Consider the following 23,539-nt stretch of genomic DNA (forward strand, 5'->3'; position numbering starts at 1 on the left):
ATGCTGGGTGCTCACTTGGCTAGAGCAAAAAACCGCCTCTGTGGGAGCGAGCCTGCTCGCTCTCACAGAGGCTTGGAAGGGCCGCCTACCGATGGGGGTTGCGCACCCCGACCACCCGGTAGCGACGCCCACCAAGATGTTCGAACATCAGCCTGAATGCGCCACGCCCGGTGCCGCCACCGGGGTAAGCATGCAAGTCCGCCGACCACAATCCGCCTTCGTCCTGATGTTTGTGCCAATGCACGGCGGCTGTACGGCCCTCACGCAGATGCCCGATGGTCAGGGCAATGCTTCGCCCTTCAGGGCCACCCATCAAGTGTTCAACCGCGGACATATCGGCACTGAACGCCGAAGCAGGTGCCCGTGCCAGCACGCCGGGGCTGTCGCTGCTCGCGGCTGGCGCACCTGCCCTGGCCACTTTGCGCCTGGCCAGCCCGGTGGTGGCCTGTACGTCAAAGGTGCTGACTGCCCCGGCAGTAGAAGGCCCCGCAGGTTGTTCGGGTTGTGCCCGAACCGGGTCACGCAGCAGGATATTGCTGTACCCCAACCGGCGCATGTCCCTGCCCATGGGCTTGCCGGCTTGCATCAGATTATTGGCCACTTGCGCAGAGACTGCCGGCCCGACAAAACCATAAATCTTGCCTTCTGGCGTGCTATGGGCCGCGACCGACAACAAGGCATTGTCCCCCTGGTGTTCGTAGAAAAAATTGACCAGCCGATGGGTTTCCTCATGGGTCAACCCCCGGGACTCTGCAATGTCGATGGCCCGTTGCGACAACCATTCGGCAATGCTCTCGGCGGAGTTGTGCACGGCCCTTCTTCTGGCATTGCGATATCCTTCATGCACCAGCAACCCCAGCAACACTCCACCCAGCAAGGCACCCGCCGTCGCGCCAATGGCCGGCATATCAACCAAAGCCCCCAGCGCAAGACCCGCCAGGCCAAGAAAGCCAACAAAAAACAGGCCGAGACTCACTCGCTCACTCATCGTGCTGCCCGCACGTCCGTCGGCATCAGCCAGCGTCATCGGGTTATTGCTCACCATTGCATAAAGATTCAGGCCATCGACCTCTGCCGCCGGGTCAGGGCTGATCCAGCGCTGCAACCACGGCGCGTAGTACCTGAAACCGTAGTAATACAACCCGCTGGCATCGCGTTCCTTGCCCGAATAGCGAAGGGTTTTGTAACTGGCCTCGACGGCATTTTTCGCGGCCCACCAGGCAGTTTCCCCGTAGGGGTAAAAGCCTTCCTGGCTGAGCAACACCGCTTGTTCATCCAGTTCCAGGGTGCAACTGCCGGTCAGGTCCGACAGGCTGAAACGCAACTGCTCGTCGTTGACTCCCGCAGGGCGGCCCTTCTGCCATTGCAGGGCCCTGATCGACGTGCGCCCAGTTTCAATTGTCAGCACATTGAGCCACTGGCCGGTGGCGTGGTCGCGATGCAGCTCCAGGCCCGGCAGATAAATCACTTCGCGCAGATGCGTCATGCCTGCAGCCTTGCTCACGCGGCGCTTGAGCAGCCGCTGGCCGTGGGCGTCGTACGCATAGCTCTCGGTATCCGCCTGACCGTCGTCACGGAGCACCTGGCTTACCTGCGCCAACTGGTTGCGCAGGTTCCAGCTCAGGGCCTGGCCCGCTGTCAGCGTCTGCTGGTTGCCACAGCGGTCGAAGCCCACGGCCTGGCCCTGGATCCAGGCATGATTGCTGTGCGCGGCCACGGCCATGCGCCGGGTGTAGCCCTGTCCGCTTGAGGGCACATGGCGCATCTGCACCAGGTTGCCTCCCGCATCGTACTGATAATGGCGGCTGTAATTGCGCCACAGGTCAGCCTGGGCGGCACCGAACACGACCAGCCCGGGCAAGGCCGGACCGCCAGCGTGCCGGGCGTTTTCCCGGCCACTGGCGTTTATCAGCTGGTACAGGCTGTCATACCCGTACACACAGGTGGCATCGCTGCGCACATTGCTGTGCCAGGTGGTGGGCTGTGCTGCATCGCGGATACTAAGCACATTGCCCACGCGATCGTAGGCATAGGTCATGTCTTGTAGCGCGTTTTCCCGACGCGCCGAACGATAGGCCGCCAACCGCAGCAGGCTGCCATCTTTTTCGTCGTAGCTGAATTCGGCGAGCATACCGTTACCCATCTGCTCGCGGGTGACCTGGCCCTGCGCGTTGCAATCCCTGCGTTCCAGCAGCACCTTGCGCCTGGCGCTGCTGAACACCAGTTCGACCCGGGCCAGCTCACCCTCCACGCCGTACTGCCACAGCCGCTGATTGCCCCTGGCGTCGGTCAATTGCTGCAACCCGCCCAGTGCATCGTAGTGCCAGCTACTGGCAAAGCGCTCAGGGGCCAGTTGCAGCTCGCGCAAGTGTTCGGCTGCCGGCCAGTCAGGCGGCGTATCGGCTTTCAGCAGGCGCCGCGATTGGCCCGTCATGACCCCGCCGAGCCCGTAATGTTCAATTGTCACACTGCCTGCCGGGTCATCGTGGCGCACCAGCCGGCCACAGCAGTTGAACGCCGCATGCCCGGCACTGGTCGGCGCATATGCCAGGCGTTCGACACAACGCTCGCGCACGTCATTGCCCGCCTGCTCGAACACCGCCACCCGGCGCAGCAAGCCATCGTATTGATGGCGTTGCCGGGAGCCCCGACTGTCCCAGCGGGTTAATCCCTGCCCGCCACTGCCTGACAAGACAATGTGCCACCCGGCATCCACGCTGTCAGTGCGCAGCACCCGCCCGGACAGGCTGTATTGACGACTGATGGCGGGCCGCCCACCGGGGCTGTGACCTTGCAAGGCATGCAGTCGCGGATCCCACTGCTGCTGCAGCGCGCCGGTGATACCAAACACATTGCGGCGGACCCGGGCCACGGGTTGATCCTCGACGCGCAAGCGCTGGTAGGCCACCGTACGCACACTCGCCCCTCTGGGATCGAAGGCGGTCAGTGAAGGGGTAAAACGATGTAGAGAAGCCATAAGCACATACCTGACTGGCAGCAAGATTTAGCCAGCCTAGGTAGACCCGCATCGCCACAGGCGGTACATATTGGTTTTTTTACCAGGCCGTTCTGACCGCATAGGCAACACCCTTCGTCACGTCATGACACAGAATTTAATTGATAGTGTCCTAACAAAAAGCGCAGGCTAGAGAGCTTGGTAACGCTTTGTATCATTCCGGATGATATTGATCTTCGCTGGGTTCGATTCGTGCCCCGGCACGCGCGCCAGCATTATCCGCCCATCTCAATAGATTGGCGGACTCCCCCTCATGGAACAGTCACTTAAACATTTGCGCTTCCCACTCGCGGCCCTGGCCATCGTGGTGATGAGCGCATGCGGCAAAACTCCCCAAGCGACTGCTCCGGCTCCAGCTGCAAAAGTCAGCGTGGCCAAGGTGCTTGAACAGCCGGTCAATGAATGGGATGAATTCACCGGGCGCCTGGAAGCACCAGAGACCGTAGAAATTCGTCCACGCGTGTCGGGCCAGATTGATCAGGTCGCCTTTACCGAGGGCGCCCTGGTGAAAAAGGGCGACCTGCTGTTCCAGATCGACCCGCGCCCGTTCCAGGCCACCGTGCGCCAGCTTGAAGCCCAGGTGCAACAAGCCCGCGCCAATGCCAGCCGTACCGATAACGAAGCCCAGCGCGGCGAGCGCCTGCGCCAGAGCAATGCCATCTCGGCAGAGCTGGCCGACTCGCGCACCACCGCTGCCCAGCAAGCCCGTGCCGGCGTCGCGGCCATCCAGGCAGAACTGGACCTGGCCAAACTCAACCTGAGCTTTACCCGCGTCACCGCACCGATCAGCGGCCGTGTCAGCCGTGCCGAAATCACCGCAGGCAACATCGTCACTGCCGATGTCACGCCGCTGACCAGCCTGGTGTCCACTGACAAGGTGTACGCCTACTTCGACGCTGACGAGCGTGTGTTCCTCAAGTACAACCAGCTTGCCCGCCAGGGCCAGCGCGGCCAGACCACGCCGGTATACCTGGGCCTGTCCAACGAAGACGGCAACCCGCACCTGGGCCAGATGAACTTCGTCGACAACCGGGTCAACCCGCAGACCGGCACCATCCGTGGTCGCGCGGTGTTCGACAACACCGACGGCAGCTTCACCCCCGGCCTGTATGCGCGTCTGAAGCTGGTCGGCAGCGCCACCTACTCCGCCGTGCTGATCAATGACGAAGCCGTGGGTACCGACCTGGGCAAAAAGTTCGTGCTGGTGATGGATGCCGACAACAAGTCGACCTACCGCGCCGTGGACCTGGGGCCGAAAATCGAAGGCCTGCGCATTGTTCGCAGCGGTCTGAACAAGGGCGACACCATCATCGTCAAGGGCCTGCAGAAAGTGCGCCCCGGCTCGCCGGTAACGCCTGAAGTGATCCCGATGGCCAACGAACAGACCCTCGCCGCACTGGCACAACAACGACAAGCCCTGGAAGCCAGCAACCTGCCGCAAATCAAGCCCGCCACTGGCGCGCCGAAATTGGCCAGCGTCGCGACTCCTCGCGGTTAAGGGACGATAACTCCGATGAATTTTTCCCAGTTCTTTATTCAGCGGCCGATTTTCGCCGCTGTACTTTCCTTGCTTATCCTGATTGCGGGCGGCATTTCGCTGTTCCAGTTACCGATCAGCGAATACCCGGAAGTGGTCCCGCCTACCGTCGTGGTGCGCGCCAACTTCCCCGGGGCCAACCCCAAGGTGATCGGCGAAACCGTCGCCGCACCTCTGGAGCAAGCCATCACCGGTGTTGAAAACATGTTGTACATGTCTTCGCAGTCCACCGCTGACGGCAAGATCACCCTGACCATCACTTTCGCCCTGGGCACTGACCTGGACAATGCGCAGGTGCAGGTGCAAAACCGCGTGACCCGCACCCAGCCCAAGCTGCCGGAAGAAGTGACGCGTATCGGCATCACGGTGGACAAGGCCTCCCCCGACCTGACCATGGTTGTGCACTTGACCTCGCCGGACAAGCGCTACGACATGCTGTACCTGTCCAACTACGCCATCCTCAATATCAAGGATGAACTGGCGCGGCTCAACGGTATCGGCGATGTACAGATGTTCGGCATGGGCGACTACTCGCTGCGGGTATGGCTCGATCCAAACAAAACCGCGTCGCGCAACCTGACCGCCACTGATGTGGTGACAGCGATCCGCGAGCAGAACCGCCAGGTCGCCGCCGGCGCCCTCGGTGCCCCGCCCGCCCCCAATGCCACCAGCTTCCAGTTGTCGGTCAACACCCAGGGCCGTCTGGTCAATGAAGAAGAGTTCGAGAACATCATCATCCGCTCCGGCGAAGATGGTCAGATTACTCGCCTGAAGGACATCGCCCGGGTCGAGCTGGGCTCCAGCCAGTACGCCCTGCGTTCGCTGCTCAACAACCAGCCCGCCGTGGCGCTGCCGATCTTCCAGCGCCCGGGTTCCAATGCCATCCAGATCTCCAATGACGTTCGCGCCAAGATGGCCGAGCTGAAGCAGAGTTTCCCCGAAGGCATGGACTTCGACATCGTCTACGACCCGACGATCTTTGTACGCGGTTCTATCGAGGCTGTGGTCCACACCCTGTTTGAAGCGCTGATCCTCGTGGTACTGGTTGTCATCCTGTTCCTGCAAACCTGGCGCGCTTCGATCATCCCGCTGGTCGCTGTGCCCGTATCGCTGATCGGTACGTTCGCAGTGATGCATATGTTCGGCTTCTCGCTTAACGCTTTGTCGCTGTTCGGTCTGGTGCTGGCCATCGGTATCGTGGTCGACGATGCGATTGTGGTGGTGGAAAACGTCGAGCGAAACATCGAACTGGGGCTCAACCCCGTGGACGCCACCAAGCGCGCCATGCGCGAAGTGACCGGGCCGATCATCGCCACTGCTTTGGTACTGTGTGCGGTGTTTGTTCCGGCGGCATTTATCTCGGGCCTGACCGGGCAGTTCTACAAGCAGTTCGCCCTGACCATTGCCATTTCCACGGTGATCTCGGCCTTCAACTCGTTGACCCTGTCCCCGGCATTGGCGGCGGTACTGCTCAAGGGCCATCACGCGCCCAAAGACCGCTTTACCCGCTTTCTGGACCGCCTGTTCGGTGGCTGGCTGTTTGGCCCGTTCAACCGTTTCTTCGTCAAGGCCAGTAACGGTTATGTCGGTACTGTGCGACGGATCATCCGTGGCAGTGGCATCGCCATGCTGGTGTACGCAGGCCTGATGGCGCTGACCTGGGCCGGCTTTGCCCACACCCCGACAGGCTTTGTCCCGCCGCAAGACAAGCAGTATCTGGTGGCCTTCGCCCAGTTGCCGGACGCAGCAAGCCTGGATCGCAGCGAAGAAGTGATCAAGCGCATGTCCGAGCTGGCCCTCAAGCAGCCCGGCGTGGCCAACTCGATCGCCTTCCCCGGCCTGTCGATCAACGGTTTCACCAACAGCCCCAACAGCGGCATTGTGTTTGTTGCACTCAAGGACTTCGATGAGCGCAAGGATCCGAGCCAGTCAGCTGCGGCCATTGCCGCCACGCTGAATGCGGAGTTTGCCGATATTCAGGAAGCGTATATCGCCATCTTCCCGCCGCCGCCGGTACAGGGGCTGGGCACCATTGGCGGTTTCCGCCTGCAAGTCGAGGACCGTAGCGGCCTGGGTTATGACGAACTGTACAAAGAAGTGCAGAACGTGATCGCCAAGAGCCATAACGTGCCGGAACTCGCCGGGTTGTTCACCAGTTATCAGGTTAACGTGCCGCAAGTCGACGCGGCCATCGACCGCGAAAAAGCCAAGACCCACGGCGTTGCCATCAGCGACATCTTCGACACCCTGCAGATCTACCTGGGTTCGCTGTATGCCAACGATTTCAACCGCTTCGGTCGCACTTATCAGGTGAATGTGCAGGCTGAGCAGCAGTTCCGCCTCGAGCCTGAGCAGATTGGCCAGCTGAAAGTGCGTAACAACAAGGGCGAAATGATCCCGCTGGCGACCTTTATCAAGGTCAGCGACACCGCAGGCCCTGACCGCGTGATGCATTACAACGGCTTTGTCACCGCTGAAATCAACGGCGGCGCAGCACCGGGCTACAGCTCCGGTCAGGCCGAAGCGGCAATGGAAAAACTGCTCAAGGAAGAACTGCCCAACGGCATGACCTACGAATGGACCGAGCTGACTTATCAGCAAATCCTGTCGGGCAATACTGCGCTGTTCGTGTTCCCGCTCTGTGTGCTGCTGGCGTTCCTGGTACTGGCCGCCCAATACGAAAGCTGGAGCCTGCCACTGGCGGTGATCCTGATCGTGCCGATGACACTTTTGTCAGCGATTACCGGGGTGATCCTGTCGGGGGGTGACAACAACATCTTCACCCAGATCGGCTTGATCGTACTGGTGGGCCTGGCGTGCAAGAACGCGATCCTGATCGTCGAGTTTGCCAAGGACAAACAGGAAGAAGGCCTCGACCCGCTGGCCGCTGTGCTGGAAGCCTGCCGCCTGCGTCTGCGGCCGATTCTGATGACCTCGTTCGCCTTCATCATGGGTGTGGTGCCCCTGGTGCTGTCCAGCGGTGCCGGTGCCGAAATGCGCCATGCGATGGGTGTGGCGGTGTTCTCGGGGATGCTCGGGGTGACCTTCTTCGGCCTGCTGCTGACGCCGGTGTTCTATGTGTTGATTCGCCGTTATGTGGAGCGCAGTGAAGCGCGCAAGGCGGCCAAACACCTCAAGCTGGAGTCGCAACAATGAGCGTGAAAGTTTTTCTTCCGAGCCTGTTGGTGCTGGCCTTGAGTGCCTGCGCCGTGGGCCCGGACTACAAGACCCCGGCCACTGAACCGGCACAGATCAGCGCCGATAACCTCAAGGGCTTTGACCGGGCGCATTTTGAAGGGATCTGGTGGCAGCAATTTGATGACCCGACCCTCAACCAGCTGGTGACCCAGTCACTGGCCGGCAACCGCGAGCTGCGCGTGGCATTTGCCCGCCTGCGCGCGGCCCGGGCGATTCGCGATGATGTCAGCAACGACGCCATGCCGACCATCACCAGTCGTGCCAGCAGCGATCTGGGCAAGGGCCAAATCCCGGGCCAGACTGAAAAGCGCGTCAACAGCGAGCGTTACGACCTGGGCCTGGACATGGCCTGGGAAGTCGACCTGTTTGGCCGTATCCAGCGCGAGCTGGAAGCCAGCGACGCTGACGAACAGGCCGCTGCAGCCGATCTGTATCAGCTGCAAGTCACCATGATTGCCGAACTGGTCGATGCCTATGGTGAATTGCGCGGTGCCCAACTGCGTGAGCGCATCGCTCTGGACAACCTGAAAAACCAGCAAGACTCCAAGGCCATCACCGAAAGCCTGCGTGATGCCGGGGTTGGCGATCAGTTGGACGTAGTCCGCGCTGATGCCCGCCTTGCCTCGGTTGAAGCCAGCGTGCCGCAGTTGCAGGCCGAGCAGGTGCGCGAGCGCAATCGTATCGCCACCTTGCTCGGTCAGCGCCCTGAGCAACTGAGCGTCGATCTGAGCCCCAAACAGCTGCCGGCCATTGCCAAGGCGCTGAATATCGGCAACCCCGGCGACTTGCTGCAACGTCGCCCGGACATCATGAGTGCCGAGCGCAAGCTGGCAGCGGCGACGGCGCGGATTGGCGTGGCCAAGGCCGACCTTTTCCCGCGGGTCAGCCTCAGTGGTTTCCTCGGCTTTACCGCCGGGCGCGGTTCGCAAATCGGCTCGGCGGCGGCCAATGCCTGGGCCCTGGGCCCGCGCATTACCTGGCCGGCGTTTGACCTGGGCAGCGTGCGGGCACGCCTGCGCGGGGCTGACGCCGAGGCCGATGGCGCCCTGGCCAGCTACGAGCAGCAAGTCCTGTTGGCCCTGGAAGAGTCGGAAAACGCCTTCAGTGACTACGGCAAACGTCAGCAGCGTCTGGTATCGCTGATTCGCCAGAGCGAGTCCAGCCGTACTGCGGCGGACTTGGCGGCGATTCGCTACCGCGAAGGCACGGTGGATTTCCTGGTGCTGCTGGATGCCCAGCGCGAGCGCCTGGCGGCCGAAGACAGCCAGGCCCAAGCCGAGGTTGAGCTGTATCGCGGCGTGGTAGCCATCTACAAGGCACTGGGTGGTGGCTGGCAAGCCGAGACCGTGGCCAGCGCGCACTGATTCAACGAGCTCCTTTGGTTGGCCGCAACCAACCAAATTTTTGGCCCCGCGTACATTCGGTCGCGGGGCTTTTTTTTGCCTGAACATCAAGAGCCCCTCACCCTAACCCTCTCCCGGAGGTAGAGGGGACTGATTTGTGGCGGTCTTGAATCTCTGCGCAGTCAGCTCCCTCTCCCTGCGGGAGAGGGTTGGGGTGAGGGCATGGCGATTTGACTCAAGCCCCCGACTCACCCACTCTTGCAGCCCATACGTAAGCCTGTTTCTGGATATTGGATGACCCAGCCCCGCCGCTACCTCGTAATCAGCCTGGTGTCAGCACTCGTTGCCGCCGGCCTCTGGTATTCGATGGCCCCTGCGCCTGCCGTCCCCACGCCCTCCGTGAGCCAGCGCTATTCCATCGCCCTGGACATGGCCCACAACGGCAAACCCGGTGCCGCCCGCGTGCTCTATCAGCAATTGGCCCGCACCGACCTGAGCGACAGCCGTCGCGCCAGCCTGCATGCCGAACTGCCCAACTACCCAAGCCCGCAAGCCCTGAAGCTGGCCGACGCCGACCTGCACAACCCGTCACCGCTGGTGCGCAAAGCGGCGATCCAGAGCATTGTCGGCCTCGTGCCCAGTGCCCAGCGCACGTTGTTGTTGGGGCCATTGCTCGATGACGAGGAACAAAGCGTGCGCTTTGCCGCGGCCAACGCCCTGCTCGGCCTGTCGCCAGATGAACAGGGCCTGTACTTCGGGCCGTTGCAGCAAGTGATCGACGAGTTCGAACGCGACCTCAAGACCCGCCCTGACGACCCCCAGGCCCAGGGCCAGCTCGCTCGCCTGTACCTGCACGAAGGCCAGCTGGATGAGGCCCAGGCGGCGCTGGAACAGGTCACCCGCCTGGACCCGGACAACCTCAAGGCCGTGGTGGCGCAGATCGATCTGCTGGACAAGCGCGGCAAGCCTGACCAGGCCCGTGAATTGCTGGCCCGTCAGCTCGAAGCGCACCCGGATTCAGCGTACCTGCAACATGCCTTGGGCATCTGGCTGCTCAACCACGGCCAGACTGAGTACGCCCTGCTCGGCCTGGCCAAGGCCGTGGAGCTTGAGCCCGACAACAGCGACTACCGCTACAAACTGGCCACGGCCCTGCATGACCTCGACCAGCTGGAAGCCGCGCAACGCCAGCTCGAGGAGCTGCTGCAACGCCAGCCCGCCAATCGTCGGGCGCGGGTGCTGTTGATTCGTTACTGGAAAGAGGCCGGGCAATTGCAAAATGTGCAGGTACTGCTGGCGCAACTGGAGCAGCAGAACCCGGATGACCCGGCGCTGCAGCAGGGGTTGTGAACAGCTGAACCTGTGGGAGCGGGCTTGCTCGCGATGCAGGCAACCCGGTCTGTCTGAAGCATTCGGGGTGATGCAATCGCGAGCAAGCCCGCTCCCACAAGCGCACCCCCAAAGGTATCAAGCGTCAAGCCAGCAATTTCTGGATCTGCGCCTGCAGGGTATCGAGGTCGAACGGCTTGGCCAGGATCGGTGCAGTCAGGGTGATCGGGCTGCCCGTGTCGCGGATCTCGGCCGGGTAGCCGCTGATAAAGATCACCTTCAGGTCCGGGCGCAGCTTGAGGGCAGGCTCGGCGATCTGTACCCCGGAAATCCCTCCCGGCAATCGGAAGTCGGTGACCATAAGGTCCAGATGCGGCTTGCTCGCCAGAATCTCGAACGCCTGCTCGCCATTTTCGGCCTGCAACACCCTGTAGCCCTCACCCGCCAGATAGGCACTGAGGACCATCAGGATCGAGGGATCGTCTTCGACAATCAAAACAACATCTTGCGCATCTTCACTCATGGGAAACCTTAATTCATGCCATCGCTGCCAGTATGACCCCGGGCGCGGTCATAGGTTGCGCCCAGTTTATGCCTTTTGTACCAACGGCAGGCAAACCCTGAACAAGGCCCCCTCACCCAGCGTGCTCTGCACGCTGATGGTGCCGCTGTGCGCAGTGACAATCTGCTCCGAAATAAACAGCCCCAGGCCAAGCCCTGCGGTCACATGGCTGGCCGATACCCGCTCAAATTGCTGGAAAACCCGCTGCTGGTTTTCTGCGCTGATGCCAATGCCCTGGTCGCGTACATCCACCACGGCCTGGTCATTTTCGATATAAACCGCTACATCAATGGGCTTTTTCGCGCCATAGCGCAAGGCATTGGTCAGCAGGTTACTGATGACCTGCTCGATCCTGAATTCATCCCACTGCCCCACAACCGGTTGCCCGGCCGTGAAGTTAACGCTCGATTGCGCCGCGCTGATCTGCGCGGCAAAGTTTTCCAGCAACCGGGCCACGACCTGGGTCAAGTCAACTGGCGCAGGGCGAATGGACAGCTTGCCGGTGCGGATGCGCGACACGTCGAGCATGTCTTCGATCAGGCGGATCAGGCTCTGGATCTGGCGCTCGTCGCGCTCGACCATCGCCTGCATCTTGTCCAGGGTGAATGCCGCGGCATTGTCCCGGGCCAGGTGCATCTTGCGCAGCTGGGTTTCCAGAATCAGCCCGTTGAGCGGCGTTCGCACCTCATGGGAGACAATCGACATAAAGTCGTCGCGCATGCGCACTGCATGCTCCAGTTCCACCTGGGTCAGCTGCAACTGCGCCAGCAGGGTTTCCTGCTCACGGCGACTCTGCTCCAGGGCTTCGACCTGCTGCTTCATGGCCTTGCTCTGGCGATACAACTCAACGAACACATTGACCTTGCTCTTGACCGCATGGATATCCAGCGGCTTGTGCAGAAAGTCCACCGCGCCGCTTTCATAGCCCTTGAAGGCATAGTTCATCTCGCGCCCGGCGGCACTGACAAACACGATGGGGATGTTTTTGGTCTTGGCCGTACCCCGCATCAGCTCGGCCAGCTCAAAACCGTTCATGCCGGGCATCTGCACATCCAGAATGGCCATCGCGAACTCGTGCTGCAGCAGCAGCGACAGCGCTTCGTCAGCCGACAGGGCCTTATACACGATGCGGTCCTCGCGCTTGATCAGCGCTTCGAGGGCCAGCAGGTTTTCCGGCAGATCATCGACGATCAGCAGCTTGGCTTTGATTTCATTCAGTAGCATTGGCTATGTTCCAGCTCGACAAGCAGACGGCCAATGCCGCGCAAGGGAAGGATGCAGTCCGGTTGAAAAAGCTCCAGGGCTGCGCGGGGCATGGTCGCCACCTGGGCTTCGTCCGGGTCCTGGATAATGGTCAGGCCGCCCGCCTGATTGACCTGGCTCATCCCTCGCGCACCATCGCGATTGGCACCTGTCAACAATATCGCGGCCAGGCGCTGTTGATACACATCGGCCGCGGACTCAAAAAGGTAATCGATTGCAGGCCGCGAGTAATGCACCGGTTCCTCCTGACTCAGGGAAAAACTTTGATCCTGCTCCACCGAGACATGGTAACCGGGCGCGGCAAAGTACAAGGTGCCCGGCACAATCGGCTGTTTGTCCTGCACCTCCCTGACCGGCAGGGCCACGCGCTGGGCAAACACTTCGGCGAGCTGGCTGCGTCGCTCGTCGGGCAAGTGCAGCACCACGATGATCGGCAGGGAAAAATCAGCCGTGAGCTCGGCAAAAATCGTCAACAACGCTTCGACCCCACCCGCCGACGCGCCGATCACCACTGCCGCTACCTGTCTGTTGTCAGCCACAGGGCTGTGCCGGGCTGTCATAGCTTGCGGTAGATCCGTTCGTGTTTGAGCACGGGGGTGAATTGCTTGCTGTAGTCCGAAAAATCCAGGGTTTCCTTGCTGCCCAGCATCAGGAACCCGCGGTGGCACAGCGACTCGTGAAACAGACCAAAGGCTCTGTTTTGCAAATCTTTATTGAAATAAATCAATACGTTACGACACGAAATTAAATTCGTTTCCGAGAACACGCTATCGGTCGCCAGGCTGTGATCGGCGAAGGTCACGTTCTCACGCAGGCTCTTGTCGAAAATCGCGTAGTCGTAGGCGGCGGTGTAGTAATCGGCAAACGAGCGCTGACCACCGGCCTTTTGATAGTTGTGGGTATAGGCGCGGATATTCTCCAGGGAAAAAATCCCCTGCTTGGCTTTTTCCAGGGACCGCGGGTTGATATCGGTGGCGTAGATGATGGTGCGATCGAGCAAACCTTCCTCGCGCAGCAGGATGGCCATTGAATAGACCTCCTCGCCGGTGCTGCAGCCGGCAATCCAGATTTTCAGCGACGGGTAGGTCTTGAGGATCGGCACCACCTCCTGGCGAATGGCCAGGAAGTGCTCCGGGTCGCGAAACATCTCGCTCACCGGGATGGTCAGGAACTGCAGCAACTGCATAAAGGCCGTGGGATCGTGCAGGATGCGCTCCTGCAGGGCCGAGATGGTGTTGCAGTCGAACTGACGCAGCGCATGATTGACCCGGCGCTTGATCGACGCACCGGAGTAATCGCGAAAGTCATAACTGTATTTGAGATAGATCGCTTCAATCAGCAGCCGTAACTCGATATCGGTGTTCCGTTGCACTTAGAGTCGTTCCATTTTCGGTAGCCAGACCCGGATCAACGAAAACAGTCGGTCCAGATCGATAGGTTTGGCCAGGTAATCATTGGAGCCTGCCTGCAGGCAACGCTCCTGATCGTCCTTCATTGCCTTGGCCGTGACCGCAATGATCGGCAGCTTGCGCCAGCGCGGGTTCTTGCGAATTTCGACGGTGGCCTCGTAGCCATCCATTTCCGGCATCATCACGTCCATCAGCACCAGGTCGATGTCTTCGACTTCATCGAGGCGCTCGATGGCTTCGCGGCCATTACGCCCGATCACTACGATGGCGCCCTTTTGCTCCAGGGCGCTGGTCAGGGCAAAGATGTTACGTACATCGTCATCCACCAGCAGAATCTTGCGCCCCTCGAAGACCTTGTCGCGGCTGCGGGCGGTCTTGAGCATCGTTTGTCGCTCATGGGACAACTGAGATTCAACTTTGTGCAGAAATAATGTCACTTCATCGAGCAAACGCTCCGGCGAACGGGCGCCCTTGATGATGATAGAGCGCGAATACTTGCGCAGTTCGGCCTCTTCATCACGGGTCAGGTTGCGCCCGGTATAGACGATAACCGGAGGGAACGAGCAGATATCCTCGGTGGACATGCGCTTGAGCAAGTCGTTGCCGAGCATGTCCGGCAGCTTGAGGTCGATGATCATGCAGTCGTAGATATTGCTGCGCAGCAGGTCCAGCGCTTCCTGGGCGTAGCCAACGGCGGTGATTTCAATGTCATCGTCGCCGATCAGGCGGGCAATGCTGTCGCGCTGCAGGTCGTCGTCCTCCACCAGCAGCACGCGTTTGACCTTCTGCGTCAGCTTGGCCTCCAGGCGGGCGAAGACGTTTTTCAGTTCTTCACGGGTGGTCGGCTTGACCGCATAGCCCACCGCGCCCATATGCATCGCAGCTTCGACCCGATCCTCGACGGAAATCACATGCACCGGGATATGCCGGGTCGGCGCCAGCGCCTTGAGGCGCTGCAGCACGGTCAACCCCGAGTGATCGGGCAGGCGCATATCGAGCAGGATCGCGTCGGGAATAAACTGCGCGGCCAGGCTGAAGCCTTCGTCCGCACCGTGGGCCACCAGGCAGCGATAACCCAGCTCATGCGCAAGATCGAAGAGGATGTTTGCAAAGTTGGGCTCATCTTCAATCACCAGGATGCAGCGCGTGGTGAACGGTGCCTGCTCACGGTCATCCATAAAGCGTGCAATGTCTACCGGCGGCACAACGGCCGGCAGCAGCTGAGGCCTGTGGGCCACTGCCGCCGGCCGTGGCGCAGGAGCAGCGGACAGTTGCGCCAGCTCCTGGGCCGACTCCACATACTGCTCCGGCAACACCAGGGTAAAGGTGCTGCCCTGCCCCGGCTCGCTACTGACCGTGATCGAGCCACCGAGCAGGGTCGCCAGGTCGCGGGAGATCGACAGACCCAGGCCCGTGCCACCATAACGACGGTTACTGGTGCCATCTGCCTGGCGGAAGGCTTCGAAAATGCTTTCCTGCTGATCCGGGGCGATACCTATGCCGGAATCGGTCACGGCAAAGGCAACGCCTTCCCCCGGCTGGCGGGACACGACCAGGCTGACCTGGCCTTTTTCGGTGAACTTGACCGCATTGGACAGCAGGTTTTTCAGGATCTGCTCCAGGCGCTGACTGTCGGTGTAGATCATCGGCGGCGTGCCGGGCTGCAATTGCACATCAAAGCTCAGGGATTTTTCCCCGGCCAGCGGCTGGAACATGCCGCGCAGACCTTCTACCACCCGCGCCACACTGGTGTTCTCGGGGCGCACTTCGAGCTTGCCGGCTTCGACCTTGGAGATATCCAGGATGTCGTTGATCAGGTTGAGCAGGTCATTGCCCGCCGAATAGATCGACTCGGCAAACTTGACCTGCTCTGCACTGAGGTTCTGCTGCGGGTTTTCCGACAGCAGCTTGGCCAGAATCAACGAGCTGTTCAGCGGCGTGCGCAGTTCGTGGGACATATTGGCGAGGAATTCGGACTTGTACTTGCTGGAGCGCTGCAACTCATCGGCGCGTTCTTCGAGCTGGATTTGCACCCGGTTAAGCTCAGTGTTCTTGCGGTCCATCGCATCGCGCTGGCCAGCCAATTCTTCGTTGGTCTGCTCAAGCTCGGCCTGCTGGGTTTCGAGGCTGGTTTGCGACTCTTTGAGAATACGCGACTGTTCTTCGAGTTCTTCGTTGGCGGTTTTCAGCTCTTCCTGCTGGACTTGCAGCTCCTCGTTGAGCTGCTGGGTTTCGGCCAGCACCTCTTGCAGGCGCTGACGATAGCGGGCGGCTTCGATCGAAGTGCCGATATTGTCAGAAATCAGTTCAAACAACTCGATATCACGCTCGTTCAGCGGGCGCAGAAAGCCCAGCTCAATCACGCCGTTAACCCGATCATCATCACTGGTCGGGATCACCAGCACACTGTGCGGGCTGCCCTGACCCAACCCGGAGGTTACCTTGAGGCTGTAGTCTGCAGGCACGTTATCCAGACGAATCAGCTGATCTTGCTGTGCGGCTTGCCCGACAATGCCTTCATCGTTGTGAATCAGCTGGTCTTGCGCTTCTTGCTCACGGGAGAAACCATAGCTGGCGACACGCTTGAGGCCACCGTGGTCTTCACGCACGTAAACTGCCGCCACCACCGACCCCAGATACTGGGCGCAGAACTGCAGGATATTGCGCCCCAACATGTTCAGGGTCAGACGGCCCAGCACCTGTTCGGCCAGTTCAGTCTGGCCGTTACGCAACCAGGCCTGCTGTTCAAGGCGCTGCGCAGTCTTGATCTGCGACTCGAAAGCATTGTTGTAACTCTCTGAAAGACTGAGCAAATCACGGCGACCGATATAAGCCAAAAAGCCGCCCAGCCCCAATACAAAACACAAGTACAGGGCAATACTGATAATCGTGGTACGACTCACATCTTCGCTGCGCGCTACGCGCAGTTGCTGCTCCATTTGAATGAAGTCGTCATATTCCTTACGAATTTCATCACTCAGGCGTTTGCCACGGCCGGCTTGCACGGCCGAGCGGTAATCGCCGTCCTGACGGCGCAGCTCGACCATCGACTGTGCGTAGGTGTTCCACTCATCCTGCAGTGCCTCAAGCCGCTTGAGGCGGTCAATCTGCTGCGGGTTATCGCTGACCAGTTCCTGCAAGCCTTTCAATTGCACATTGATTTGCGGCTTGGCGACCGCATAAGGGTCGAGGAAATGCTCATCTCCGGTGATCAGAAAGCCGCGCATGCCGGTTTCCAGGTCAACCGTCAACCGCACCGCTTCGTTGGCATTGCTGATGACCCGATCACTGTGCTCAACCCAGCGGATTACCGACAGCAAATAGCTGACCATAACCACAAACAGGGCGGCACTGAGCGCGCCGACGGCCAGCGGCAAACCGACGTTGCGACTCAGGAGCTTGCGAAAGCTTCGCTCGTCGATTGATGCAGGTGAGTTCATTTTCAGGCCCGTGAAAGTCATAAAAAAACTGGAGTTTGCCGGATTATCGAGCAATAGTTCTATTTTCTTACCTTTATATACGTTTTTACACACATACAGATGCAGGTGACGGCTATCCTTGCTGCCTGTGAGAACCGCGTTTAATTTTTTATCGAGATCATGATTATGTCCGCAACACCCTCCACCATCCTTGTGGTCGAAGACGACGCCATTGTTCGCATGCTGATCGTTGACGTCCTGCAAGAACTGGAGTTCAGCGTGCTTGAAGCCGACGGCAGCGAGCGCGCCCTGGAACTGCTTGAGGACACTGCCCGTAACATTGACCTGCTGATGACCGACGTTGGCCTGCCGGGCATGGACGGCCGCACCCTGGCGACCAGGGCCAGGGAACTACGCCAGACATTGCCTGTGCTGTTTGCCAGCGGCTACGCCGAGACCCTTGAGGTTGCAGAAGGCATGGCGGTGATCGGCAAGCCCTTCTCCATTGACCAACTGCGTGCCAAAGTCAAAAGCATGTTGGTGAACGTCTGACCTGTAGCCGCTGCCGCAGGCTGCGATGGGCTGCGCAGCGGCCCTGCTTTTTGAAGGTAATGCGGCCCTTTTCGCAGCCTGCGACAGCGGCTACAACGGCCCCTTGAATTGACGGCTCTCACGGGCTGTGGTTTCCTACACATCTTGTATCAGGTGCCCTTCACAGGGTGAAACGGGAAACCGGTGCGTCAGGCGTTATGCCCTGACAAGTCCGGCGCTGCCCCCGCAACGGTAAGCGAGAGAAACATCACGTCCACTGTGCCGAAGGCATGGGAAGGAGATGTTTGCAGGCTCAACCCACGAGCCCCTCGCAAGCCCGGAGACCGGCCTGATTATTTCGAATAACAAACCCGCGGTGGGCGGGCGCTGTTAAACCCTGCGAGCTTCGTTCGCGGGGTTTTCTTGCGCTTTGCTGCCCGTCGTCCGACCCGAGGCAAGCGCCATGTCCGTCAGCACCAGCCGTACCCATTCCGCCGCTACCAGCACCACCCAGAGCCAACGCATCGTCGCTGCTGTCGGCGCTGCCGTACTGGGCGCGTTCCTCGTCTACTTCGCCGGTTTCTCCCATATCGATGCCGTTCACAACGCAGCTCATGACACCCGTCACAGCTCCGCCTTCCCGTGCCATTGAGACTGCCTGCCATGATCAAGCGTATCGCTCAAACCGCAGGCTTTACCGGCCTGCTGGCTGCCCTGCTGCTGACCCTGCTGCAAAGCCTGTGGGTCGCCCCGCTGATTTTGCAGGCCGAAACCTACGAAAAACCTGCCGCCAGTGAAGTGCATGAGCATGCCGACATGGCCATGCCTGCCCATGAGCACGATGCCGAAGCCTGGGAGCCGGAAGACGGCTGGCAGCGCGTGCTGTCCACCACCGGTGGCAATCTGGTGGTGGCGGTGGGCTTTGCCCTGATGCTGGCAGGCCTGTACACCCTGCGCGCCCCTACCCGCACGTCCCAGGGCCTGCTCTGGGGCCTGGCTGGCTACGCCGTGTTTTGCCTGGCACCGACGATGGGCTTGCCGCCTGAACTGCCGGGCACCGCCGCGGCAGATCTGCTGCAACGCCAGCTCTGGTGGGTCAGCACTGCCGCCTCGACGGCCGTAGGCATTGCCTTGCTGGTGTTTGGCAAGCATTGGGCACTCAAGGTACTGGGTGTAGCGATTCTGGTAGTGCCGCATATCTTTGGCGCACCGCAGCCACTGGTGCATTCCAGCCTGGCACCGGAGGCACTGGAGTCGCAGTTCAAAATTGCCGCGCAACTGACCAACCTGGCCTTCTGGCTGGCCCTGGGTGTCATCAGCGCCTGGTTGTTCCGCCGCAAAGCTGAAGGCCAGTACTCGGCATGACGGCAACTCGCACAGCGCCAATCCTGGTGATTGGCCTGGGCTGCCGCCGGGGGTGCAGCGCGCAAGCGCTGCGGGCGCTGATCGAACAATCACTGGCCCGGGCCGGGCTCACACTGGATGGGGTGCAGGCCCTCGCCAGTATTTATCTCAAGCGTGACGAACCGGGGCTGGTGCAACTGGCAGCGCAACTGGGACTAGAGCTTGAGGTGTTCAGCGCGGCACAGCTGGATCGGTATGCTCCGCAACTGAGCCATCATTCAGCTATTGCCTACGAGCAAACCGGCTGTTTTGGCATTGCCGAAAGTGCTGCCCTGGCGCTGGCCGAACAACTCGCCGGCACACCTGCCAGCCTGCTGGTCACACGCCAACATACGGCCGAAGCAACCTTTGCATTGGCCTGCGCCCGGCAAAACCCGCGATAATCCCCCGCCTCACTATGAGCGTTGTTCAAGAACAGCTCTACCTCGACCCTTTCAAGAGACTGCCATGACCGTCTATTTCATCGGCGCCGGCCCCGGCGATCCAGAGCTGATTACCGTCAAGGGCCAGCGCCTGATTCGCAGTTGCCCGCTGATCATTTACGCAGGCTCCCTGGTGCCCGAAGCGGTGCTGCAAGGCCATCAGGCCGAACAGGTGATCAACAGCGCCGAGCTGCACCTCGAGCAAATCATCGACTTGATCAAGGCCGCCAACGCCAAGGGCCAGGACGTGGCTCGCGTGCATTCCGGCGACCCGAGCCTGTACGGCGCGATTGGCGAACAGATCCGCTGCCTGCGGGAGCTGGGCATTGCCTTTGAAATCATCCCCGGGGTCACGGCCACCGCGGCCTGCGCGGCGATTCTGGGGGCTGAACTGACCCTGCCGGATATTTCGCAAACCGTCATTCTGACCCGTTATGCGGAAAAAACCGTGATGCCTGCAGGCGAGGAACTGGCCAGCCTGGCGCAGCACAAGGCGACGATGGCAATTCACCTGGGGGTCAAGAACCTGGAAAATATCGTCGCCGAACTGACCCCCCATTACGGCAGCGATTGCCCGATTGCGGTGATCCATCGGGCCAGCTGGCCGGATCAGGACTGGGTACAGGGCACGCTGGCAGACATCGTGGCCAAGGTCGAGGCCAAGGGTTTCAGGCGCACGGCGCTGATTCTGGTGGGCCGGGTGCTGGCCAGTGACAGCTTTGCCGATTCGTCGTTGTACCGCGCGGGGCATGCGCATTTGTACCGGCCATAAACGGCACTTCCCCTTGCAGGAACTGGCTTGCTGTGGAAACGGGCTTGCTCGCGATCCAGGCGCTGCGGTCTGTCAGGTAAACCGCAGCGATTCCATCGCGGGCGAGCCCGCTCCCACAATCAAGCGTTCTCCCACAAGGGTTGAGCCGTCGCGCAGGCATAAAAAAACGGTGCTCACGGGGCACCGTTTTTCTTCAGCTTCGCAGCGAACGCCTTTTTAGTAGTAGGCGTTTTCTTTCTGCGAGTGGTCGGTCACATCACGTACGCCTTTGAGCTCCGGCACACGCTCAAGCAAGGTGCGCTCGATACCTTCACGCAGGGTCACGTCTGCCTGGCCGCAGCCCTGGCAACCGCCACCGAACTTGAGCACCGCAATACCGTCTTCAACCACTTCGATCAGGCTCACCTGACCACCGTGGCTGGCCAAACCGGGGTTGATCTCGGTTTGCAGGTAGTAGTTGATGCGCTCGTTGATCGGGCTGTCGGCATTGACCATCGGCACTTTGGCGTTGGGCGCCTTGATGGTCAACTGGCCACCCATGCGATCGGTGGCGTAGTCCACCACAGCATCGTCCAGGAACGGTTCGCTGAACGAATCGATCCAGGCCGTGAAGCTTTTCAGGCCAATGGCGGTGTCTTCAGGTTTGACTTCAGCCGGCTTGCAGTAAGCAATGCAGGTTTCAGCGTACTGAGTACCGGGTTGGGTGATAAAAACGCGGATACCGATACCCGGGGTATTCTGCTTGGACAGCAGATCAGCCAGGTAATCGTGGGCAGCGTCGGTAATCGTTATGGCGCTCATGGAATCTCCTCGCAGACATGGGACGCAGTTTACGCCAATCGGCGCGCCTGACAAAGTCCTAGTGTTTTTGTCAGGAAAGCTGCGTCCCATTCGTTCAATTTCAACCGTCCCTTTACAGGTTTTCGTAACGGTTCATGTCCAGTACGCCTGCTTCCACCGGGTCGGTTTCATTGATGTACTGGCCTATATCATGGAAGTACTGCCAAAACTGCGGGTGGCTGCGGCGAATGCCCCACCGCTCGACGATGGTGTCGAACGTTGCCTGATCCTTGCATTGCTCCATCGCCTCGACAAAGGCTTCGACCTGGCCTGCCGGGATATTGAACATAAAGTTGGGGTAGCTGCTCAGCACGCCCGGGTAGATGGTCAGGGTGTCCAGCCCCGGCTCCAGGCGGTATTCCTCACCCAGCATAAAGGCCACGTTGGTGTGCGCGCGATTGCGCAGCATGCTGTACATCTCACGCTTGCCGTCTGTACCTTCGATACGCAGCATGGTGGCTTCGGGCAACTGGTTGATCACCGCCAGCCCCGCTGCCGGGCGCGAGGTCAAGCGGCTCAGGGATTGCTCGGCGTACCTGAACTCTTGTGGGATATTAGGCCGTGAGCAGTAGGCACCATTACAGCGGTTGATCGGGTCGGGCCTTGCATTGAGGGTGCCGGTGCGCTCAATCAGCTTGAGGGCAAAGTCACGCTTGGGGTCGGCCGGGTCGAGTTTCATGCCGGTCGGGGTGTCGGTGTCGATTTTCTGGTAGTCCATCCACATCTTCAGCTTGCCGCTGTTCTGATACCAGTCGCTGAGGATCGATGCGCGGGAATCGGCGGGCATCAGGCGCAGGAAGTTGACCTCGGCACCGTTACGAATCAAGTCAAAGTACAGACGTGTCTGAGCCTGGTGCGAGACATTGCCGAAGACGTCGAAGTTGACCGCCAACTGGTAGTAGGTCCGTTCCAGCAACGGGTAGTCGAACAGCCACATGGTCTGCGGGATCTCGCCGATCAGGCCCTTGCTGACACTGGCACTGTCAAAGTGGCGGAATACCGTCAGCAAGGCGTTGTCATTGCCCGCCCACAGGGTCGACCAGCTCGGTGGCGGCATGTCGGCATAGGCTTTTTGCCGCAGCTTTTCATAGTCGTTGCGCTTGTCGCGGTAGTTGTGCCACAGGGAAATCACGCTGCCAACGTCGTCGATCTGCCCGGGCATGGCCAGCAAGGGTGTTGCCAGGCCACGGTACACCGCATCGGTGACATAACGGTCGCGGGCCGGTTCCTGGAACACGGTCCAGAAGTTGTCGCGGATTACATCGGTGGCGATCTGCCCACGGCACACCGGCCCGCGGATAAAGGTACGCACGAAGTATTCGGCGTTATCGAGCATAAACTGATAGCGCGCGACCGCCGGGATGGCCTCAAAGGTCTCAAACGGGTTGGCCCGCCCGCGTGGCCCGTAGCCAGGCAGCTTGGTGGCATGCCAGTCACCGCTGTAGAACAGCTGCTTGACCCGCGCCAGCTTGTGCGCACCCATCGGGTAGGTGATGTGGGTTTTATGCACAATCACACCTTGCACCGGCTGCAAGCGGTAGTAAAACGCTGTGCCCGGATCGTCGTTGGGGCGACGCGTGGCAATCAGGTCAACAGGTTGCCCGCTGGGCGTGCGCGACCGCACCCACTGGAAGTAATGCCCCGGCACACCGTTGTCAAAATAGGTATGGGCGAGGAACAGGTGCTCGTACAACCAGCGCGCCACCAGGGCTTCAGTGGAACCCGGGCGGTTGAACAGCTCTTCCCACTCGGCAATCTGCGCCGCCTCGACCGCTGTGGGCTTGATGGCGTTCTGATCAACTTTCGCGCCCTGGGCCAGCCAGGTCTGCACGGTGCTGTATTGCTGGTCGGTCAGGCCGGTAACGGCCAGCGGCATGCCCTCTTTGGGATGGCTCTGGGCATAGGCATTGAACTCGCCGGGCGCCGGGCATACGTTCTCGCGGTTCAGGCCCAGAACGATTTCTTCAGGCAATTTGGCATTCGGGGTCAGCGGCGTGCTGTGCCCCAGTTCCAACATGCGCGCCATCAGGGCCGCCTGCGCGCCCTGGGCGTCAAGCACCGAGTAAAAACCTTTGTTGCGCCATTCAGTGGGGCCGCTGGCATCGTAGAAGATCCGCGTGGGGGCCACGGCATCGACGCGATCACCCTTGTATACCGGCACCTTGCTGGCACCCCGGGTCGCGCCCTCCGCACTGCCCAGGTTTAACTGGCAGGCGGCGTCGTTGCAGGCATGGCAGGCCACGCATTTTTCGGTAAGGATCGGCTGTATGTCCCTGGTATAGGAAATAGCCGGGCTAACCAACGGGGCCTGTGCCAACGCTGTACTGCACACCACCAGCGTCACGGCGCTGGTGAGTAGGCGAAAAAACATGTGCCAGTGTCCTGATATCAAAAATATGTCGCGATTCTACCCGTCGAACAAACGTCACAACATGAATCAAATTCATGTAAATCAGCAGACGCTCAAATCCCACGCAGGTTTGTTATGATTTCG

Annotated in this window: 17 protein-coding genes and 1 riboswitch; of the genes, 9 read left to right on the forward strand and 8 right to left on the reverse strand. The window is 60.4% G+C overall.

The annotated features are described in order from the left end of the window. Positions 1 to 85: 85 nt before the first annotated feature. Positions 86 to 2,977 carry an RHS repeat-associated core domain-containing protein gene (locus AB3G35_RS15915; RefSeq protein WP_369781751.1) on the reverse strand — a complete coding sequence of 964 codons (2,892 nt, stop codon included), beginning with the start codon at positions 2,975 to 2,977 and terminating at the stop codon, positions 86 to 88. A gap of 292 nt (positions 2,978 to 3,269) precedes the next feature. On the opposite strand from AB3G35_RS15915, the gene mexE reads away from it, so the two are divergent. From mexE to AB3G35_RS15935, 4 genes are all read left to right on the forward strand, one after another. Next, a complete protein-coding gene (mexE, locus tag AB3G35_RS15920) occupies positions 3,270 to 4,514 on the forward strand; it encodes a multidrug efflux RND transporter periplasmic adaptor subunit MexE (RefSeq protein WP_016781088.1) in 1,245 nt (414 codons plus the stop codon). Positions 4,515 to 4,529: 15 nt separating this feature from the next. Further along, positions 4,530 to 7,709, forward strand: coding sequence for an efflux RND transporter permease subunit (locus tag AB3G35_RS15925; RefSeq protein ID WP_016781089.1), 3,180 nt, complete (start codon positions 4,530 to 4,532; stop codon positions 7,707 to 7,709). Beyond that, on the forward strand, positions 7,706 to 9,115 hold the full coding sequence (locus AB3G35_RS15930) for an efflux transporter outer membrane subunit (protein WP_088377498.1): 1,410 nt from the start codon (positions 7,706 to 7,708) through the stop codon (positions 9,113 to 9,115). The genes AB3G35_RS15925 and AB3G35_RS15930 overlap by 4 nt, the downstream gene beginning before the upstream one ends. Positions 9,116 to 9,388: 273 nt before the next feature. Beyond that, on the forward strand, positions 9,389 to 10,444 hold the full coding sequence (locus AB3G35_RS15935) for a tetratricopeptide repeat protein (RefSeq protein ID WP_086797323.1): 1,056 nt from the start codon (positions 9,389 to 9,391) through the stop codon (positions 10,442 to 10,444). 124 nt (positions 10,445 to 10,568) lie between these two features. On the opposite strand, the gene AB3G35_RS15940 is transcribed toward AB3G35_RS15935, so the two are convergent. From AB3G35_RS15940 to AB3G35_RS15960, 5 genes are all read right to left on the reverse strand, one after another. Then, positions 10,569 to 10,946 (reverse strand): response regulator, encoded by a 378-nt coding sequence (locus AB3G35_RS15940; protein ID WP_016781092.1) that lies wholly within the window; start codon positions 10,944 to 10,946, stop codon positions 10,569 to 10,571. Positions 10,947 to 11,012: 66 nt separating this feature from the next. Further along, on the reverse strand, positions 11,013 to 12,209 hold the full coding sequence (locus AB3G35_RS15945) for a hybrid sensor histidine kinase/response regulator (RefSeq protein ID WP_016781093.1): 1,197 nt from the start codon (positions 12,207 to 12,209) through the stop codon (positions 11,013 to 11,015). Further along, the gene (locus tag AB3G35_RS15950) at positions 12,200 to 12,808 is read right to left on the reverse strand and encodes a chemotaxis protein CheB (RefSeq protein WP_016781094.1); all 609 of its coding nucleotides are present in this window, start codon (positions 12,806 to 12,808) and stop codon (positions 12,200 to 12,202) included. The genes AB3G35_RS15945 and AB3G35_RS15950 overlap by 10 nt, the downstream gene beginning before the upstream one ends. Further along, complete coding sequence (locus AB3G35_RS15955) at positions 12,805 to 13,620, reverse strand: protein-glutamate O-methyltransferase CheR (RefSeq protein WP_016781095.1); 816 nt, start codon at positions 13,618 to 13,620, stop codon at positions 12,805 to 12,807. The genes AB3G35_RS15950 and AB3G35_RS15955 overlap by 4 nt, the downstream gene beginning before the upstream one ends. Beyond that, entirely contained in the window at positions 13,621 to 17,097 is a 3,477-nt protein-coding gene (locus AB3G35_RS15960) for a response regulator (RefSeq protein WP_134048642.1), read from the reverse strand. It lies immediately after the preceding gene. Positions 17,098 to 17,262: 165 nt separating this feature from the next. Between AB3G35_RS15960 and AB3G35_RS15965 the strand changes: the two genes are divergently transcribed. The 5 genes from AB3G35_RS15965 to cobM all read left to right on the forward strand — a co-directional run bounded on the left by AB3G35_RS15965 (position 17,263) and on the right by cobM (position 20,205). Beyond that, entirely contained in the window at positions 17,263 to 17,628 is a 366-nt protein-coding gene (locus AB3G35_RS15965) for a response regulator (protein WP_016781096.1), read from the forward strand. Positions 17,629 to 17,762: 134 nt separating this feature from the next. Continuing rightward, positions 17,763 to 17,975: riboswitch (cobalamin riboswitch) on the forward strand. Between the two features lie 95 nt (positions 17,976 to 18,070). Beyond that, complete coding sequence (locus AB3G35_RS15970; protein WP_081481042.1) at positions 18,071 to 18,259, forward strand: CbtB-domain containing protein; 189 nt, start codon at positions 18,071 to 18,073, stop codon at positions 18,257 to 18,259. Positions 18,260 to 18,270: 11 nt separating this feature from the next. After that, the gene (locus tag AB3G35_RS15975; RefSeq protein WP_016781098.1) at positions 18,271 to 18,972 is read left to right on the forward strand and encodes a CbtA family protein; all 702 of its coding nucleotides are present in this window, start codon (positions 18,271 to 18,273) and stop codon (positions 18,970 to 18,972) included. Next, entirely contained in the window at positions 18,969 to 19,394 is a 426-nt protein-coding gene (locus AB3G35_RS15980; RefSeq protein WP_106116711.1) for a cobalamin biosynthesis protein, read from the forward strand. The genes AB3G35_RS15975 and AB3G35_RS15980 overlap by 4 nt, the downstream gene beginning before the upstream one ends. A 64-nt stretch (positions 19,395 to 19,458) precedes the next feature. Then, positions 19,459 to 20,205, forward strand: coding sequence for a precorrin-4 C(11)-methyltransferase (cobM, locus tag AB3G35_RS15985; protein ID WP_369781752.1), 747 nt, complete (start codon positions 19,459 to 19,461; stop codon positions 20,203 to 20,205). A gap of 216 nt (positions 20,206 to 20,421) precedes the next feature. Here the strand turns inward: cobM and nfuA are convergent, their stop codons facing one another. Together nfuA and AB3G35_RS15995 are read right to left on the reverse strand one after the other, a co-directional pair. After that, positions 20,422 to 21,006, reverse strand: a complete 585-nt coding sequence (gene nfuA / locus AB3G35_RS15990) for a Fe-S biogenesis protein NfuA (protein ID WP_016781101.1) — start codon at positions 21,004 to 21,006, stop codon at positions 20,422 to 20,424. Between the two features lie 112 nt (positions 21,007 to 21,118). After that, a complete protein-coding gene (locus AB3G35_RS15995) occupies positions 21,119 to 23,416 on the reverse strand; it encodes a fatty acid cis/trans isomerase (RefSeq protein WP_369781753.1) in 2,298 nt (765 codons plus the stop codon). Between the last annotated feature and the right edge of the window lie 123 nt (positions 23,417 to 23,539).

Origin of the sequence: Pseudomonas sp. WC2401 (assembly GCF_041200115.1) — a bacterium.
In the GTDB taxonomy this organism is placed as follows: Bacteria; Pseudomonadota; Gammaproteobacteria; order Pseudomonadales; family Pseudomonadaceae; genus Aquipseudomonas; species Aquipseudomonas fragi.